This is a genomic window from Altericroceibacterium endophyticum (assembly GCF_009827595.1).
Taxonomy (GTDB): domain Bacteria; phylum Pseudomonadota; class Alphaproteobacteria; order Sphingomonadales; family Sphingomonadaceae; genus Altericroceibacterium; species Altericroceibacterium endophyticum.
Window position 1 is genome coordinate 325,658 of the sequence record NZ_WTYT01000006.1, and the last position, 15,316, is coordinate 340,973.

General features: G+C 59.1%; 14 protein-coding genes and 1 tRNA gene. 10 read left to right on the top strand and 5 right to left on the bottom strand.

The annotated features are described in order from the left end of the window. Positions 1–129: 129 nt before the first annotated feature. From GRI91_RS14655 to GRI91_RS14695, 9 genes are all read left to right on the top strand, one after another. On the top strand, positions 130–1,755 hold the full coding sequence (locus tag GRI91_RS14655; RefSeq protein WP_160737421.1) for an FMN-binding glutamate synthase family protein: 1,626 nt from the start codon (positions 130–132) through the stop codon (positions 1,753–1,755). Then, positions 1,755–2,723, top strand: a complete 969-nt coding sequence (locus tag GRI91_RS14660) for a mechanosensitive ion channel family protein (RefSeq protein WP_237437915.1) — start codon at positions 1,755–1,757, stop codon at positions 2,721–2,723. Before GRI91_RS14655 ends, GRI91_RS14660 begins: the two co-directional genes overlap by 1 nt. Further along, positions 2,716–3,522 carry a class II glutamine amidotransferase gene (locus GRI91_RS14665; RefSeq protein WP_160737422.1) on the top strand — a complete coding sequence of 269 codons (807 nt, stop codon included), beginning with the start codon at positions 2,716–2,718 and terminating at the stop codon, positions 3,520–3,522. The genes GRI91_RS14660 and GRI91_RS14665 overlap by 8 nt, the downstream gene beginning before the upstream one ends. Before the next feature lie 69 nt (positions 3,523–3,591). Then, on the top strand, positions 3,592–5,307 hold the full coding sequence (locus GRI91_RS14670) for a thiamine pyrophosphate-dependent enzyme (RefSeq protein ID WP_160737423.1): 1,716 nt from the start codon (positions 3,592–3,594) through the stop codon (positions 5,305–5,307). Between the two features lie 165 nt (positions 5,308–5,472). Next, positions 5,473–6,438, top strand: a complete 966-nt coding sequence (locus GRI91_RS14675) for a cytochrome c oxidase subunit II (RefSeq protein WP_160737424.1) — start codon at positions 5,473–5,475, stop codon at positions 6,436–6,438. Further along, a complete protein-coding gene (locus tag GRI91_RS14680) occupies positions 6,435–8,540 on the top strand; it encodes a cbb3-type cytochrome c oxidase subunit I (RefSeq protein ID WP_160737425.1) in 2,106 nt (701 codons plus the stop codon). Before GRI91_RS14675 ends, GRI91_RS14680 begins: the two co-directional genes overlap by 4 nt. Next, a complete protein-coding gene (locus GRI91_RS14685) occupies positions 8,537–9,163 on the top strand; it encodes a cytochrome c oxidase subunit 3 (RefSeq protein WP_160737426.1) in 627 nt (208 codons plus the stop codon). Before GRI91_RS14680 ends, GRI91_RS14685 begins: the two co-directional genes overlap by 4 nt. Then, positions 9,160–9,540, top strand: a complete 381-nt coding sequence (locus tag GRI91_RS14690; RefSeq protein WP_160737427.1) for a cytochrome o ubiquinol oxidase subunit IV — start codon at positions 9,160–9,162, stop codon at positions 9,538–9,540. Before GRI91_RS14685 ends, GRI91_RS14690 begins: the two co-directional genes overlap by 4 nt. Positions 9,541–9,553: 13 nt before the next feature. Next, on the top strand, positions 9,554–10,243 hold the full coding sequence (locus tag GRI91_RS14695) for a DUF1275 family protein (protein WP_160737428.1): 690 nt from the start codon (positions 9,554–9,556) through the stop codon (positions 10,241–10,243). Positions 10,244–10,272: 29 nt separating this feature from the next. Here the strand turns inward: GRI91_RS14695 and GRI91_RS14700 are convergent, their stop codons facing one another. The 5 genes from GRI91_RS14700 to GRI91_RS14720 all read right to left on the bottom strand — a co-directional run bounded on the left by GRI91_RS14700 (position 10,273) and on the right by GRI91_RS14720 (position 14,678). Beyond that, positions 10,273–10,956, bottom strand: a complete 684-nt coding sequence (locus GRI91_RS14700) for a DUF4396 domain-containing protein (protein ID WP_160737429.1) — start codon at positions 10,954–10,956, stop codon at positions 10,273–10,275. 43 nt (positions 10,957–10,999) lie between these two features. Then, on the bottom strand, positions 11,000–13,303 hold the full coding sequence (locus tag GRI91_RS14705) for an FdhF/YdeP family oxidoreductase (protein WP_160737430.1): 2,304 nt from the start codon (positions 13,301–13,303) through the stop codon (positions 11,000–11,002). 273 nt (positions 13,304–13,576) lie between these two features. Continuing rightward, positions 13,577–13,650 (bottom strand) — tRNA-Gly (locus tag GRI91_RS14710). 122 nt (positions 13,651–13,772) lie between these two features. Beyond that, positions 13,773–14,204, bottom strand: a complete 432-nt coding sequence (locus GRI91_RS14715) for a GFA family protein (RefSeq protein ID WP_160737431.1) — start codon at positions 14,202–14,204, stop codon at positions 13,773–13,775. A gap of 21 nt (positions 14,205–14,225) precedes the next feature. Beyond that, entirely contained in the window at positions 14,226–14,678 is a 453-nt protein-coding gene (locus GRI91_RS14720) for a MaoC family dehydratase (protein WP_160737432.1), read from the bottom strand. A gap of 125 nt (positions 14,679–14,803) precedes the next feature. Here GRI91_RS14720 and GRI91_RS14725 point away from each other — a divergent pair, with 125 nt between their 5' ends. Then, positions 14,804–15,313 carry a hypothetical protein gene (locus GRI91_RS14725; RefSeq protein WP_160737433.1) on the top strand — a complete coding sequence of 170 codons (510 nt, stop codon included), beginning with the start codon at positions 14,804–14,806 and terminating at the stop codon, positions 15,311–15,313. Positions 15,314–15,316: the final 3 nt, after the last annotated feature.

Sequence of the window (15,316 nt, forward strand, 5' to 3'; positions counted from 1 at the left end):
AGCTGCGCCCGCTGTCGCCATTTTAGGATGCCCCCGGCTGGGACAAAAAAATGCCCCCTTTTTAAACCTTTGCACAGCGCGGCCCTAGACATTACCAATCATAAAAAGAACGATACAAAGGGGTCTTCGATGCTGGTGCGCGGATTGTTTGCAGATAAGGGCTGGGAAAGAAATCTGGGCCTCTGGATCCCGCTTGGACTTTTAGCCGCTATCGTGCTGCTGGGAGTGCTGGTGTCGCACCACTTTTTCTGGGGCCTCCTCCTGATCGTCCCGCTACTGCTGATCGCGCTATGGGACCTGGCGCAAACCACCCATTCGTTGAGACGCAATTACCCGCTGACGTCGCGCTTCCGCTGGCTGTTCGAAGACCTTCGGCCCTTCCTGCGCAGCTATATCGTCGAAGGCCCGCTGGAAGGACGACCGTTTGACCGGGTCGCGCGCTCGCTGGTCTATGCCAGAGCGAAGAAACAGGAAGACGCCCACCCTTTCGGGACGGAGCTCGACGTTTACTCGAACGAATATGAAGCGCTCTGCCATTCGACTGCGCCCAATGCCAATGCACCCAAGCGGACCCGCGTCACAGTCGGGACCGATCAATGCAGCAAACCCTACGATGCCGCCCGCCTCAACATCAGCGCGATGAGTTTTGGCGCGCTCGGCAGCCATGCGATCGAGGCGCTCAACATGGGCGCGAAGCTCGGCAATTTCTATCACGATACAGGCGAAGGGGGGCTATCCCCCTATCATCTGAAACATGGCGGCGACGTCGTCTGGGAAATTGGCTCGGGCTACTTTGGCGCGCGTGACGATAATGGCAATTTCGACCCTGAGAGCTTCCGCGACAAGTCGCAGCACGATCAGGTGAAGATGACCGAGATCAAGCTGAGCCAGGGTGCCAAGCCCGGCCATGGCGGCCTGCTGCCCGCAGCCAAGGTGACCGTGGAAATCGCCAATACCCGGCAGGTTCAGGCCAATAAGGATTGCCTCTCGCCGCCGGGGCACTCCGCCTTCTCCACACCGCGCGAAATGCTGGAATTCGCTGCGAAGATGCGGGAGCTCTCGGGCGGCAAGCCCGTCGGCATCAAGCTGTGCGTGGGCATGCCGCACGAGGTTTTCGCCATTTGCAAGGCCATGCTCGACAGCGGCATCACGCTCGACTTCATCGTCGTGGATGGCGGTGGCGGCGGAACCGGAGCAGCGCCGCTCGAACTGTCGGACCATGTTGGTCTGCCGCTGCGCATCGGCCTCTATTACGTCAACAATGCGCTGATCGGCACCGGGCTGAAGGACAAGGTCAAGCTAGCCGCATCGGAAAAGGTTTTCTCCGGCTCAGCCATCGCGATGAATGCGGCCCTGGGTGCCAATTGGTGCAATGCGGCCCGCGCCTTCATGTTCTCGCTGGGCTGCGTTCAGTCGCTGCGCTGCCATACCGGCACGTGCCCGACTGGGGTGGCGACCAGTTCGCCTGCTCGGCAGCGCGGCCTGGTGATCCCCGAAAAGGCCGAACGGGTGGCCAATTTCCAATCAAAGACGCTCGACAGCCTGCACGATATCGTCGTTGCCTGCGGTCTCGAAACGCCGGACGATTTCACGCCGCGCCATCTGCGTCAGTGGAAAAACAATGCCGAGATGATCCCGTGGTCGCAAATTGTCCATGAAGTGGAACCCGGCAAATTGCTGCATGAACCCGATGACACAGCCTTTGCAGAATATTGGCGGATGGCAAATCCCGACACGTTCAAGCCGACCTTGTGATGGCCCTGATGGTGCCAGCCACTCCGGGGCCGACGCCAACCGCCTCTTCATCCCCAGCCAGTGAAAGCGTTCCGCATGCGCTGGCTGGTTTGACGCATTATCTTGATCCCAGCCATTTCTGGGGGGCAGTCGGGCTTGGCGTGGCCTTCGTGATGTTCGGCTTCGTGATGAGCTGGGTTGTCCGCCGGGCTCTGAGCACGCTGATCGAACATGATCCGAATGAGCGGATCGACAGGATGACGATCAGTTTTATCCAGCATCTGGCCACCTTCATCATGTGGATCGTGCTGGCGCTGCTCTTCACGCACGTCGTTCCCTCGCTCAACAAATTGACGACGTCGCTGCTGGCCGGTGTCAGCATCGTTTCGGTGGTAATCGGGCTGGCCGCGCAATCGACGCTGGGCAATCTGGTGTCAGGCATCAGTCTGGTGATCTACAAGCCCTTTCGCAGGGGAGACCGCCTGCAATTGACCACCCCCACCGGGTTGGAGACGGGCATCGTCGAGAACCTGTCGCTTGGCTACACCGTGCTGCGGACATTCGACAATCGGCGTATCGTCCTGTCGAACGGGACCATTGCCAACCAGATCATGATCAACCTGTCTTCGGTGGACCTGCGGGTGATGATGACGCCGACAATTTCCATCGGGTACAGTTCCGATATTGCGAAGGCGCGCGCGATCGTGCTCGAACTGGCCCACGCGCATGATGATGTCGCCGAAGTCATTGGGTGCCCGGTGGTAAATCTCGGCGCGTCGAGCGTGGACTTGTCGCTGCGGGCGTGGTGCGCCGATGCGGCGACGGCCAAGGGGGCGGAGTTCGACCTGCTGGAGCAGATCAAGACACGTTTCGATGAGGCGGGTATCGAGATTCCCTATGCCTATCAGAACGTGGTTCTCAGCGGCGCGATCTCTGCCGACAGCGCAGGGTCGTCAACTGCCAACAAGCGGAGCGGAATGGATGTGTGAACTGTTTGCGATGAGCGCGTCGGCCCCCCAGACGGTCCGTTACGAGCTCGACCTTTTTGCCAATGAAGGAGGCGAGCGGCATCGCAACCGCGATGGATGGGGCATTCTCTTCGCGCAGGACCGCGATGCCTATCTGTTTCGCGAACCCGATCCGGCCGCCACCAGCGAATTGTCGCGTATGGTGGTTCGCGACGCGCGCCCCTGCAAGCATCTGATGGCGCATGTCCGCCGTGCGACGGCGGGCAAGCCTGAGCTGGCCAACACCCATCCCTTCGACCGCGTGATTGGCGGGAGACGCCACGCTTTCGCCCATAATGGGGAATTGCCGGGGCTGGAGGATCGCAGCGATACGCAGAATCTGATCGGCAAAAGGATTGGCGATACCGATTCCGAACTCGCCTTCCTGTTGTTGCTGGACAGGCTTGGCAAGGCAGAGGCCACCGAAGCCGCCGCCCGGTTCGAAATCTTCGCCGGGTTCGCCGCCGAAATGCGCGAGCTGGGAAGCGCCAACTTCCTGTTCTTCGATGGTGAGCATCTGTTCATCCATGCTGACCGGCGACGTTTCGAAACTGAAGACGGGCTGACCGAACCGCGCGAGCCCGGGCTGAACATTCGCTCTTTCAACGCAGAAGATTGCGGGGATGGCTGGACTGCGCACGGCGCCAGTATCGCGGAAATTTCCGGTCCGCTGCACCTTTTTGCGTCGGTGCCGCTGGATTCGAAAGGCTGGCAGCCGCTGCCGCGCGGGACCGTGATGGCACTGAAAGACGGAACGATCGTTTCGCATCGTATGAGCTGATGATCACGCATCGTCCTGATGCGGCCAGTCATAATGAGATTTGAAGAATTCCCCGGTGAAAGGAAGATTATGTCGAAGAACGTAGCGGAGATCATGGTCGATGCCTTGCAAAAGGCTGGCGCAAAGCGCGTCTACGGAATCCCCGGCGATACCATCAACCATTTCACCACCGCCGTCGCCAAAAGCGACCTCCGCTGGATCGGTGTGCGTCACGAAGAAGTCGGCGCATTTGCTGCGGGCGGCGAATCCTACATGACCGGCGAATTGTCGATCTGTGCCGGAACATGCGGCCCGGGCTCGTTGCATTTCGTCAACGGAATCTATGAAAGCCATCGCAACGGCGCGCCAGTGGTGCTGATCGCCTCGGACGTTGCGCGCACGGAAAGCGGCTTCAATTTCCCGCAGGAAGTCGATCAGAAGAAGATTTACGAGCAGCATTCGCATTTCTGCGAATATATCTCGCACCCCTCGCAAGCCCGCCGGATCGTGACCAAGGCCGCACAGGCCGCGCTTACGAAAAAGGGCGTGGCGGTCGTCATCGTCAACGGGGACATGTTCACCGAAACCGATGATGATGCGATGGACTGGGAAGTCTATCGTCCGCAGCCCGTTTGCCGCCCGAGCGACGCCGAAATGGCCGAACTTGCCGCGCTCGTGGATGGTGCGGACAAGGTTTCGGTCTATGCCGGGATCGGTGCGCGTGATGCGCGCGAGGAAATCATGGCCTTCTGCGAAAAAGTGAAGGCACCCATGGTGCATACGACCAGGGCGAAAGAGTTCCTCGAACCGAACAATCCCTACAATGTCGGCGTGAACGGTATTCTCGGCAATAAGGCCGGCGTGGAAGCGCTGGAGGATGCCGATCTGGTCATCACGCTGGGCTGCGACTTTGCCTATACGCAATATTATCCTGAAGCGAAGAAGATCGTGCAGATCGATATTGATCCCACGCATCTTGGCCGAAGGTCGGCGATCAATCTGGGTCTGGTCGGCGATGCGAAGACGACCTTTGCGGCTCTGACCCCGCTGGTCGCGCCCAAGACGGATGACAGCCACCTTCAGGCACAGCGCAAACAGTGGGGCGAAGATCTCAAGGGCTATGACAATGAGGGCGAGGAAAGCGATCCCACACTGATCCACCCGCAATTCGTGGCCAATATGCTCGACGGCAAGGCCGACGACGACGCCATCTTCGTGTCCGATGTCGGTACGGCGATGGTGTGGATGCTGCGGCACCTGAAGGCTAACGGAAAGCGGCGCTTCCTCAACAGCCTGCTGCACGGCACGATGGCGAGCGGCATGCCGCAGGCAATCGGTGCCAAACTGGCCTATCCCGAACGCCAGGTCATCGCCATGTGCGGCGATGGCGGCCTGACCATGTTGATGGGCGACTTGCTGACGCTGGTACAGGAAGATATCCCGCTCAAGCTGGTGGTGTTCCACAACAACACGCTCGGCTTCGTGGAGATGGAACAGCGCGTTGAGGGATTGGTCGATCACTACACCACCCTGCACAATCCCGATTTCGCCAAGCTGGCAGAAGCTTGCGGATTTGCCGGATGGCATGTCGAGAAAGCCGACGCGCTGGAGCCAGCCATGGATGCGTGGTTGCAGCATGATGGGCCCGCTTTGCTGGATGTCCATGTCAACCAGATGGAACTGGTCATGCCGCCCAAGATTGAAGCGTCTCAAGTTGCCAGTACTGCCTTGTTCGGGGTCAAGGCCGTGCTCGACGGCAGAACGCGGGAGGTCGTAGACCTCTTGAAAAACAATTTCTTGCGATAAGAACCTCTGCAGCTAATCTGCCCGCAAGAAGGGGCGGCATGCGGCCTGACGAGGTTGATCTGCAATTCAGGGAACCGATGCGCCCTGTGCCACATCGGTTCCTTCCTGCGGGGAAGCGACAAACGTCACATCGGCTGGGATTGAATAGTTTTTCGGGGAGCTTGAGTGGGGCGACGTTCGATATCATGGGCGAAAGCTGGTGTAGCCTGTCTGGTCGCATGGACGGGCTCTGCCGCATTGGCATCATCGGGGAGCCTCGATCAGAGCTTCCTGCAGCCGATGGGGCCGATTGCCCAAGAACAATACGACCACCTGCTGCGGGTAATCGGGATCACGATGGTCGTGATCCTTCCGGTGCTCATCGGCGTGCCTCTCATCCTCTGGCGCTATCGCTATTCCAGGCCGCGCGGCGCCTATACGCCCGAATGGGAATTTTCAAAGAAGCTCGAATATGCCCTGTGGGGTGTGCCGGTGCTGGTCGTCATCCTGCTGGCGAGCTGGCTGTGGTATTCCACCGAGAAACTCGATCCCTATGAACCGCTGGGGCCGGAGCCATTGCAGGTTCAGGCCATCGGGCTCGACTGGAAATGGCTGTTTATCTATCCCGAAGAGGGAATTGCGACAGTCGACGAGTTGGCGGTGCCTGTCGGGAGGCCAGTCGAACTGACACTGACGACCGATACGGTCATGCAAAGCCTGCTGATCGCACCGCTTACCGGACAGATCTATGCCATGCCGGGAATGACGACAAAGCTGAATTTCTCCGCCACCCGCACCGGCGAGGCCGAGGGCGAAAACACGCAGTTCAATGGCGACGGCTTCGGGCGCCAGAAGTTTACGGTGCGCGCACTTGCCCCGGCCGACTATGAGGCATGGGTCGCCAGCAGCAAAGATGGGCTTGCGCTCGATGAAGAGACCTATGCCACATTGCGCCGACGGACGGTGCTGGCCGATGCCAGGGGCGATCTTGGTCTGAACAAGCGCGCCCAGCCGATCATCATGGCACTGGGGCAGCAGGATATCTTCCAGCAGATCGTCGCGAAATACCACGGGAGCGGCAACACAGCCGCGAGCGAGCGCTGGGGCGGCATCGCCCTACCCCAAAGCGGTGCGAAGGGAGCCGGAGAATGAGCGGGGAGACCAGCCCGATCGTCGGCAATCTCGACTGGAATGTAACGCCCTATACCGACCTGCTGAAGCATGTGGACAGCAGCACCATCGTGGGTGCGGGCGCGGCCAGCGTGCTGGTTCTTGGCGCCATCGCCGGTCTGGTTCTTTTTACCTACATGCGCTGGTGGGGCCCGCTCTATCGCAATTGGCTGACGTCGCCTGACGCGAAGAAGATCGGCATCATGTATATCGCGCTGGCGCTCGTCATGCTGGCGCGGGGCATCATCGAAGGCTTCGTGATGCGCGCGCATCAGGCGATGGCGCTTGGCACGCTGGCGCAAAAGGAAAGCGGTCTCGTCGCGCCCGATCATTTCGCGCAGCTGTTCAGCACGCATGGCACGATCATGATCTTCTTTGTCGCCATGCCGTTGCTGATCGGACTGATCAATTTCGTCCTGCCGCAACAGCTTGGTGCGCGCGACATGGCTTTCCCGGTGCTCAATCAGGTGAGTCTGGGGCTGACGGCGGCGGGCGCGGGCCTCATCATGATTTCGCTGCTGGTGGGCCAGTTCGGCACCGGCGGATGGACCATGTATCCGCCTTATACGGGCAAGATCTTCAGCCCCGGTGAAGGGGTCGATTACTGGCTCTGGGCAATCCTGATATCGGGCATGGGCTCGACGCTGACCGGCATGAATTTCGCCGTCACCATCTTCAAGGAACGCGCGCCGGGAATGCATTTAATGCGGATGCCGCTGTTCTGCTGGACCAGCCTGTGCGTCGCCATAATGTTGATCTACGCCATGCCCGCACTGACCGTGTCGAGCGTGATGCTGGCGCTGGACCGATATGCCGATTTCCACTTCTTCACCAATGCCGCTGGCGGTAATATGATGAACTATGCCAACATCTTCTGGATGTTCGGCCACCCGGAAGTCTACATCCTGATCCTGCCCGCCTTCGGCGTGTTCTCGGAAATCAGCTCCACCTATTCGGGCAAGCGGCTTTACGGCTACACCTCGCTCGTGATCGCCAGCATGAGTATTGCGGTGATCAGCTTCACCGTCTGGCTGCACCACTTCTTCACCATGGGGCAGAGCGCCGGGGTCAATATAGCTTTCGGCATCGCCACCATGATTATAGGAATCCCGACCGGCGTGAAGATCTACGACTGGATGGCAACCCTATGGCGCGGCAGGGTGCGGATCACCGCGCCGATCGTCTATCTGACCGGCTTCTTCCTGCTCTTCGTTATCGGCGGATTGTCGGGCATCATTCTGGCCAATCCCTCGATCGATTATCAGGTCCATAACTCGACCTTTCTGGTTGCACATTTCCACAATGTGATCATTCCCGGTGTGCTTTACGGCATGCTGGCGGGTATCCATTACTGGTTCCCCAAGGCCTTCGGCTTCCGCCTTAGCGAGACTTGGGGCCGGCGCACGGCCTTGCTGTTCGTCGGCGGGTTCATCTTCACCTTCATGCCGCTTTACGTGCTGGGACTGATGGGCATGCCGCGCCGCTCACCCACCTTCCAGAACCCGGACTTCATGCCGTGGATGTATATTGCGGCGTTTGGCGGGGTGTTGATGCTCTGCGCGCTTGCCAGCCTCTGCTGGACCTTCTGGACCAGCTATCGCAATCGCAGGGCACTGGCCGTTCCCGGCGGCGATCCGTGGAATGGCTCGACCCTGGAATGGTCGACCCCCGCGCCAGTGCCGGAATGGACCTTCCCCTGTATCCCGCGCGTCAAGGCACGTGAAGATTGGGGCGAGACAAAGCGCAGAGGTGATCCCTGGAGAAGTCCCGAAACCTATACCGACATAGAAATGCCCGCCAACACCGCGCATGGGCTGCTGATCGCCGGCGCCTCATTCACGCTCGGCTTTGCGATGGTGTGGCACATCTGGTGGCTGGCGATCCTTGGTGTTCTTGCCATTCCCGGCTTAGTTGTACTGCGCGGCATGCGGGTGATTGAACCCAACATTATTCCGGCAGCCCAGGTGGAGGAGGAAGATCGCCGGTTCCGCCAACAAGTGGCCAGCCTTCCGCCTGCGACCCGAGCCGACGAAGAGACAGAGCGCAATCGCGGCGTCCCTGACCTGTCGGAGTTCGCAGGATGAGCGAGAACGGCCTCTATCCCGGATTGAACCTTGGCGAAGCGCATGATGATGCGCATCTTCAGGCCGAATCCACAGTGTTCGGTTTCTGGGTGTTCCTGATGAGTGATCTCATCATCTTCGGCATCCTATTCGCCTCTTACGCGTCCTATCTCGATCCCATCGGGCTCGCCGGAGGTCCGGGTCCGCAGGATCTCTTCGACGTAAAGAGCGTCGCGATCCAGACGGCCTTCCTGCTTTTCGGCGGCGTGGCCTATGGGGGTGTCTCCCTGTCAGTGAAATATGAGCAAGGCCGCGCGAAGCTTATCCTCTGGCTGCTCATATGCGCAGTTCTCGGCGCAGGCTTCCTGTTCTTCGAAATCAAGGATTTCATAAGTCAGGCCGGCGAAGGCGGCACGCCTCAGGTAAGCGGCTGGCTCAGTTCCTACTGGCTGCTGGTCGGGCTGCACGGCTTTCATGTCTTCTCCGGCATTCTCTGGATTATCGCCATGATCGGACAGATCTCCACGCGCGGCGTCGATGACGTGGTGAAAGTCCGCCTGTCGATGCTGGGGGTATTCTGGCATTTCCTCGACCTGATCTGGGTCGGCATCTTTTCCTTTGTCTTTCTGGCGACGCTCACATGACCAAGCCAAACACCGGTGAACTCAACCCTCAGGAAAGCGCGGCGAGCGAGATCAAGAGCTATGCCACGGGCTTCATCGTCAGCCTGCTGCTGACGGTGGGGGCATTCGCAGCGCTGCTTTCCGACCTGCCTAGTACGTGGAAGATCGTTCTTATCTGCGTGGCGGCACTGCTGCAGATCATCGTGCACATGCGCAATTTCCTTCATCTCAGCTTTTCGGGCGGTCAGTCGCGGGAAGATTTGCTGCTGGTGCTGTTCTCGGTCTGCCTGCTCGCGATCATGGCCGGCGGAACCTGGTACATCATGTCAGACCTCGGAGGGCGTATGCATCAGGCCAGCGGGAGCGACGCGGCGATGCCTGAAGCCCCGACGCGCTGACTGGCGGACGCAAGTGATCACGCGCAAACATGCCGTCTTCACTCTCAATTTCGTGGCCGGTTGGGTGGATGCGGTCGGCTTTCTCGCACTGGTTGGCTCGGTGGAGGCATTCCCCTCTTTCATGAGCGGCAATTCTACCAAGGTCGTCACCGACCTGGTCTCTGGCAAGCTGACGCTGGCCGCCATGGTCGCGGGCGTTGTCCTCATCTTCATCCTGGGCACCATCATCACGCGGCTGGTCAATGACGGCACGCCCTGGCGGGAAACCGCGGCACTGGCACTGGTCGCCGGGGCAAAGTGGATGGCGGTGGTGGGCGCCCTGTCCGGATGGGCCCACTACACGCTTCTGCTCCTGCTCGCTTTTGCCATGGGAATGATCAACCGGGCCTTGCAGGGCCGAAACGGCTTCACGGTACACACTTTCGTCAGCGGAGCGGTGGTAGCCATCGGCTCGGACATTGCCGATGCCATTTCGGGACGCGGTCAGTGGAAACACATTCTCTTGCCGCTCAGCATCTGGGGGACGATCCTTGCCGGCGCTGTTATCGGCGCGGTCCTGACATTAAAGATAGGGCTGGTTTTCGCGCTTGTACCACCTGCGGTCGCAGTCAGCCTGCTGGCGCTGGTCAATGGAGCCGGGTGGCTCGAAGCTGCGGGCGATGCAAGGGATGGCCATACCGACGCCATTGATAGGTTCGGTTGATCGACCTCAGTCGGCCTTCATCCATGCCATCACATTTCCTCCTTCACCCCTGATCGGATCAACAGCCAGTTCGGGAAATACGCCGTGGCAAAGCCGGCCAGCATAGCGATCTGCATGGCCACCCAGAACACCGGGTTTCCGGCATCGATTGGCGCGCCGAAGGATAGGGGGAACACAAGGAAGTGCGAAATGCCCATGAAGCCATACATTCCTACCTGCCAGCTGGTGAGCGAGAGGACATCCGCCTTTGCCGCCGCCCAGATTCCTTCACCAAATGACAGCTCACGCATCGGCACAATAGCGAAATACTGGAAGACAATTCCCGTCAGCAGCGCAAAGACAAAATCCATAGTCCACTGCGCGTATATTTCAGTCGAGAAGAGCGTGCCCATGCCAAAAAATGCCAGCACTCCCGGCACATAATGCGCCAGATTTTCGCATAGCAGATCGGCGAGCGAGCATCCCGCGCCGCAATGCAGCGTGCCTTTGGCGACTTTTGCAGCGAACGGTACGTCATCTGCATCTGGCCCGGAATAGCGATGATAGAACCAGATCAACACCGGCCCGGCGAACAGCGCACATAGTGGCCAGACCAACCGCATGACCGCCATTTGGGGCGGATGACGCACCATTTGCAGCGCCACGTAGAGGGCACAAAGCACCCCCATCAACAGGAATGCGATGGCAGCCACTTCGAGTGTCTGAGGAATCATCCGAGCAAGTTCGCGCCAGCCGCGCGCCTTTTATATTGTCGGGTTAGCCTGCCTCAACCCGCACGGGAATCGACTTGGAGGCCGGCGTCTTGGATATCTGATCGTGATGCGTGATTGGTACCAGCACGTTGCATTCCGGATAATAGCCCGCAATCGTGCCGCGCGGCAGCTTGTAAGCCACAAGCTTCAAACCACCGAGGTCGCGCTCCACATCGTCACCGTCATAATCGGTGATGAGACGCACCGTGTCTCCGTCCGCAAGCCCGGCTTCAACGATATCATCTGGGTTCATCAGAACGACATCGCGTGTGTCCTCAATCCCGCGAAATCGGTCGGAATACCCGTAGATCGTGGTGTTGAACTGATCATTGGAGCGCATTGTCAGAAGCCTGTAGCGGCCGGGCTTGTCCGCGAAGCCCAGGGAGGTGAGCTGCGGCGGCGTGGTGATAACCGCTTTCCCGCTATCCGTTTTCCACACCCGTTCACGCGCGGGATTACCGCGCCAGAAACCGCCAGCGGTGAACATTCGCTTGTTGAAATCGTGGAAATCATCCGGATAGGTCGCCTCGATAAGGTCCCGAACCAGCGAATAATCGTCGGTCCATTCGTCCCATTTCAGCCGGGGATTGGGATCGAGCGTAGCCTTGGCAATACCCGTCACTATCGCAAGTTCGCTCTTGAGGTGCTCGGAGGCCGGCGTGCGGTGCCCGATCGACCCATTGATCATCGAAAAACTGTCCTCGGTAGTCACAGCCTGGTTACCGCTCGCCTGCTCGTCCACTTCGGTCCGGCTGAGACATGGGAGGATGAAAGCGCTTTTGCCGGGGTAAAGGTGACTGCGATTCAATTTGGTCGAGACCATCACCACGATGTCCTGCGAGGCCCAGCCTTTCTCCATCCGTTTCTGATCCGGCACCGCGCGCACCAGATTTCCGCCGAGCGAGATAAAGCCGCGCACGCGCCCATCGATCAGGCCCTTCACCGCATCGACGACATGCAGACCATCCTTGGTCGGCGGGTCGAAATCGAACAGCTTTTTCAACTTGTCCATCGGCACCAGATGCGCCTTTTCGGCAATCCCGACGGTGCGCTGGCCCTGCACATTGGAGTGGCCGCGAACCGGGCAGCAGCCCGTGCCGGGGCGTCCGATATTTCCCTTGAGCAGCAGCAGGTTGACCATCATCGCAATATTGAGCGCGCCATGCGTGTGCTGCGTGAAGCCCATGCCATAGACGCCGATTGTTTTTTCGGCCTCGATATAAACCTGCGCGGCTTCGCGCAGCGCGGCTTCGGTCAGACCGCTGGCCTTTTCAATGTCGGCCCAGTCGGCATCCCGGCAGCAGGCGATGAATTCGTCAAAGCCGGTAGTGTGCTGAGCAATGAAATCGTGGTCGATGACTCTTCGCGCGCCCGCTGCCTGCGCCGCATCGTCGGCCTCCACCACAACCTTGCACAGGCCAAGGATCGCACCGACATCACCGCCGGATTGAACCTGATGGTACTGATCGGAGATAATCGTCTCCTTGCCGCTCATCATCTCCATCGGGTTTTGTGGATCGACAAAGGAGACCAGCCCCTGTTCGATCACCGGGTTGAAGGTGACGATCTTCCCGCCACGGTCCTTCAGACCTTTCAGATTATGCAGGAAACGCGGGCTGTTGGTGCCCGGATTCTGGCCGAAATAGAAATAACAGTCGGTCTCGTCCAGATCGTCGAAGGTCACTGTGCCGACCGGCGAACCGATCACTTTGGTCAGTCCGACAGAGGTCGTCTCGTGGCACATATTCGAACTTTGCGGGAGATTGTTATTGCCATAGGCTCGCGCCAGCAGCGCATAGAGATAGGACGCTTCCAGCCCGGCATGGCCCGAGGCGTAGAATACGACATCATCCCGCGGCAAATCGCGCAGGGTGGCACCGATTTCGGCAAAGGCATCATCCCAGTCAGTCGGGATGTAGCGGTCCGACGCGGCATCATATTTCATCGGGTGGGTGAGCCGGCCCGATTTTTCCAGCTCATGGTCGGACCATTCGCGTAGTTCGGTCACTGTATGGCGGTCCGCTGCAAAGAACTCCGGCGTGCAACGATCCTTGGTGAGCTCCCACAAGGTCGCCTTGGCACCGTTCTCGCAAAATTCGAAGGCCGAGTAATTGGCAGGCTTCGGCCAGGCGCAGGATACGCACATGACGCCCTTGGGCTTGTTGAGACGGCGCAAACTGTCGAGCGCGCCGCGAGACGCCCAAGTCTCGCCATAGATGCTCGCTATACCTTTCATCGATCCCCAGCCGCCGGCGGGGCCGGGAGAATGGGGAAAGTCGAAGTTCGGTTTCTTGGTATCGTCGTCCATCTGGCTCTCTTGCTCCGCCGTTCACCTGTCTAAACAACCAGATAGGACACGGTCGGTTTCCCTGACGGGCGCAGATGGGAAAAGAAAGTCTCCCGGAGACAGATCAACGGCCGCAAAAGTTCCTGTGTCGTCAGCACATTCATGCGCCGAACGCGCTCGGCAAGCCGAACAACGTGATGGCCTGGAGATGAGAAGCCGTGCACAAAGCGACGGGCGAAGCTGCGTCCACAACCGCCGCTGGAATGCTTGTTTTCGGCGGCTGGATCAGAGAAGTGGAGCGGGTGAAGGGAATCGAACCCTCGTCGTCAGCTTGGGAAGCTGCTGCTCTACCATTGAGCTACACCCGCAAGACTCGTGAAACGGCGGCCAAGGCGGCGCTGTTTCGTCAGCCGCGCTACTGCCACCGCCCCTCGCCCAGCGCAATGTTTTTTCCTGTCGCCGGCTTATTAACGAGTCTGCCCGCCTGCGATTATAAATCGCGCGGGGGCAAGGCTTCAAATTGCGGCAAAGCGGGGTCAAATTTGTCCCAGGCAAGGCTGTCTTTCACATAGATCACGCTTTCCGGTGCGATTTGCGCGGGGTCATCCAGCGAACCGGCCTGAATCATGATGTGGTCGCCCGGTGCATCGCCCGAAGTATAGAGCCGCCCGGCACAATTACCGCAGAAATGGCGTGTCACCGATCCGCCCGTATCGCCGTAATTGGTGTAAGTCGCAGGCTTGCCTTCCACCGTCAGCTGATCCTTGTGGATACCGATAATGGTGGTGTGGCCGGTGCCGGTCGCCTTCTGACAATCCTTGCAGCAACACTGGCTGATAAACAAAGACGGCCCCTGCATGACATAACGGACATCACCGCACAGACATCCACCATGCAGCACGGCCCCTTCGGAAATACTCATCTTGCATTCTCCCACTTTTATTTATTGCGGGCGTTTACGCTGAAGACCGCTGCGCTGGCAATGGGCGACCAGTTCATCCTTTTGATTGAAAGCACGATGGGCAAAAGTGACGATGCCCTGATCCGGTCTGGACTTGCTTTCGCGCAGGGCCAGCACTTCGCTCTCAATACGCAATGTATCGCCGACAAAGACCGGTTTGGGGAAACGCACTTCATCCCAGCCCAGATTGGCCACCGCCGTGCCCAATGTCGTGTCCCCAACCGACACCCCGACCATCAGCCCCAATATAAAGGTCGAATTGACGAGTATCTGTCCGAATTCCGTCCCCTTCATATATTCGGCGTCGAGATGCAGCTGCGCGGGGTTATGCGTCAGGGTCGAAAACATCAGATTATCGGTTTCGGTCACCGTGCGGCGAATGGCGTGGTCGAAAGTCTGTCCGACCGTCAATTCATCAAACCAGAGCCCGGCCATCTGTCTTTATCTCCCGATCATTCTACTATTGCCTGCTGAATAGCATGGCCGTGTGGCATCTCACAGGAAAGGAAAAGCCTTTCAGACGTTTTCCCGGCACGGCATGATGAATGAAGGAGAGTTTGATGCGCAAAGCAATGATCGTGGCAGCTACTACTGCCACCCTTACCCTCAGCGCTTGTAGCGGCAACGAAGAACAGGAACCCGCTGCGCAGCCATCGAACACTGTGTCAGAAGCAGGCGGTGATAATGCGACCGACGTTGCCCCGGCAATCCCCGCTCCGGGTGATGAAGTGGCGCGAACAGGCAACGGGGACATGACCATTCCCTCTGCCATGCAAGGCAGGTGGGGCATGGTGAAGGCCGATTGCACCGGCCCGGCTGCCGAAGCCAAGGGATTGATAACCATCACCAAAAGCGGGATGGAATTCTATGAATCGGTGGGCAAGCTGAAGGATGTCAGCCAGCGCACACCGCGCGTGATCCGGGCCACCTTTGCCTTCACCGGCGAAGGCATGAACTGGGACCGAGAGCAAAAGCTGGGGCTGGAACGCGGCGGTGACGCGCTGATCCGCACCGAATATGGCGAAGGGTCATTGCCCGATCCGCTGCTTTATACGAAATGCGCAGCGTAAGAG

Bases quoted from the DNA above. Each gene is read 5' to 3' on its own strand.
- GRI91_RS14685 (WP_160737426.1), top strand. From the start codon at position 8,537: ATGAGCGAGAACGGCCTCTATCCCGGATTGAACCTTGGCGAAGCGCAT.
- GRI91_RS14660 (WP_237437915.1), top strand. From the start codon at position 1,755: ATGGCCCTGATGGTGCCAGCCACTCCGGGGCCGACGCCAACCGCCTCT.
- GRI91_RS14700 (WP_160737429.1), bottom strand. From the start codon at position 10,956: ATGATTCCTCAGACACTCGAAGTGGCTGCCATCGCATTCCTGTTGATG.
- GRI91_RS14715 (WP_160737431.1), bottom strand. From the start codon at position 14,204: ATGAGTATTTCCGAAGGGGCCGTGCTGCATGGTGGATGTCTGTGCGGT.
- GRI91_RS14725 (WP_160737433.1), top strand. From the start codon at position 14,804: ATGCGCAAAGCAATGATCGTGGCAGCTACTACTGCCACCCTTACCCTC.
- GRI91_RS14720 (WP_160737432.1), bottom strand. From the start codon at position 14,678: ATGGCCGGGCTCTGGTTTGATGAATTGACGGTCGGACAGACTTTCGAC.
- GRI91_RS14690 (WP_160737427.1), top strand. From the start codon at position 9,160: ATGACCAAGCCAAACACCGGTGAACTCAACCCTCAGGAAAGCGCGGCG.
- GRI91_RS14665 (WP_160737422.1), top strand. From the start codon at position 2,716: ATGTGTGAACTGTTTGCGATGAGCGCGTCGGCCCCCCAGACGGTCCGT.
- GRI91_RS14670 (WP_160737423.1), top strand. From the start codon at position 3,592: ATGTCGAAGAACGTAGCGGAGATCATGGTCGATGCCTTGCAAAAGGCT.
- GRI91_RS14655 (WP_160737421.1), top strand. From the start codon at position 130: ATGCTGGTGCGCGGATTGTTTGCAGATAAGGGCTGGGAAAGAAATCTG.
- GRI91_RS14705 (WP_160737430.1), bottom strand. From the start codon at position 13,303: ATGGACGACGATACCAAGAAACCGAACTTCGACTTTCCCCATTCTCCC.
- GRI91_RS14680 (WP_160737425.1), top strand. From the start codon at position 6,435: ATGAGCGGGGAGACCAGCCCGATCGTCGGCAATCTCGACTGGAATGTA.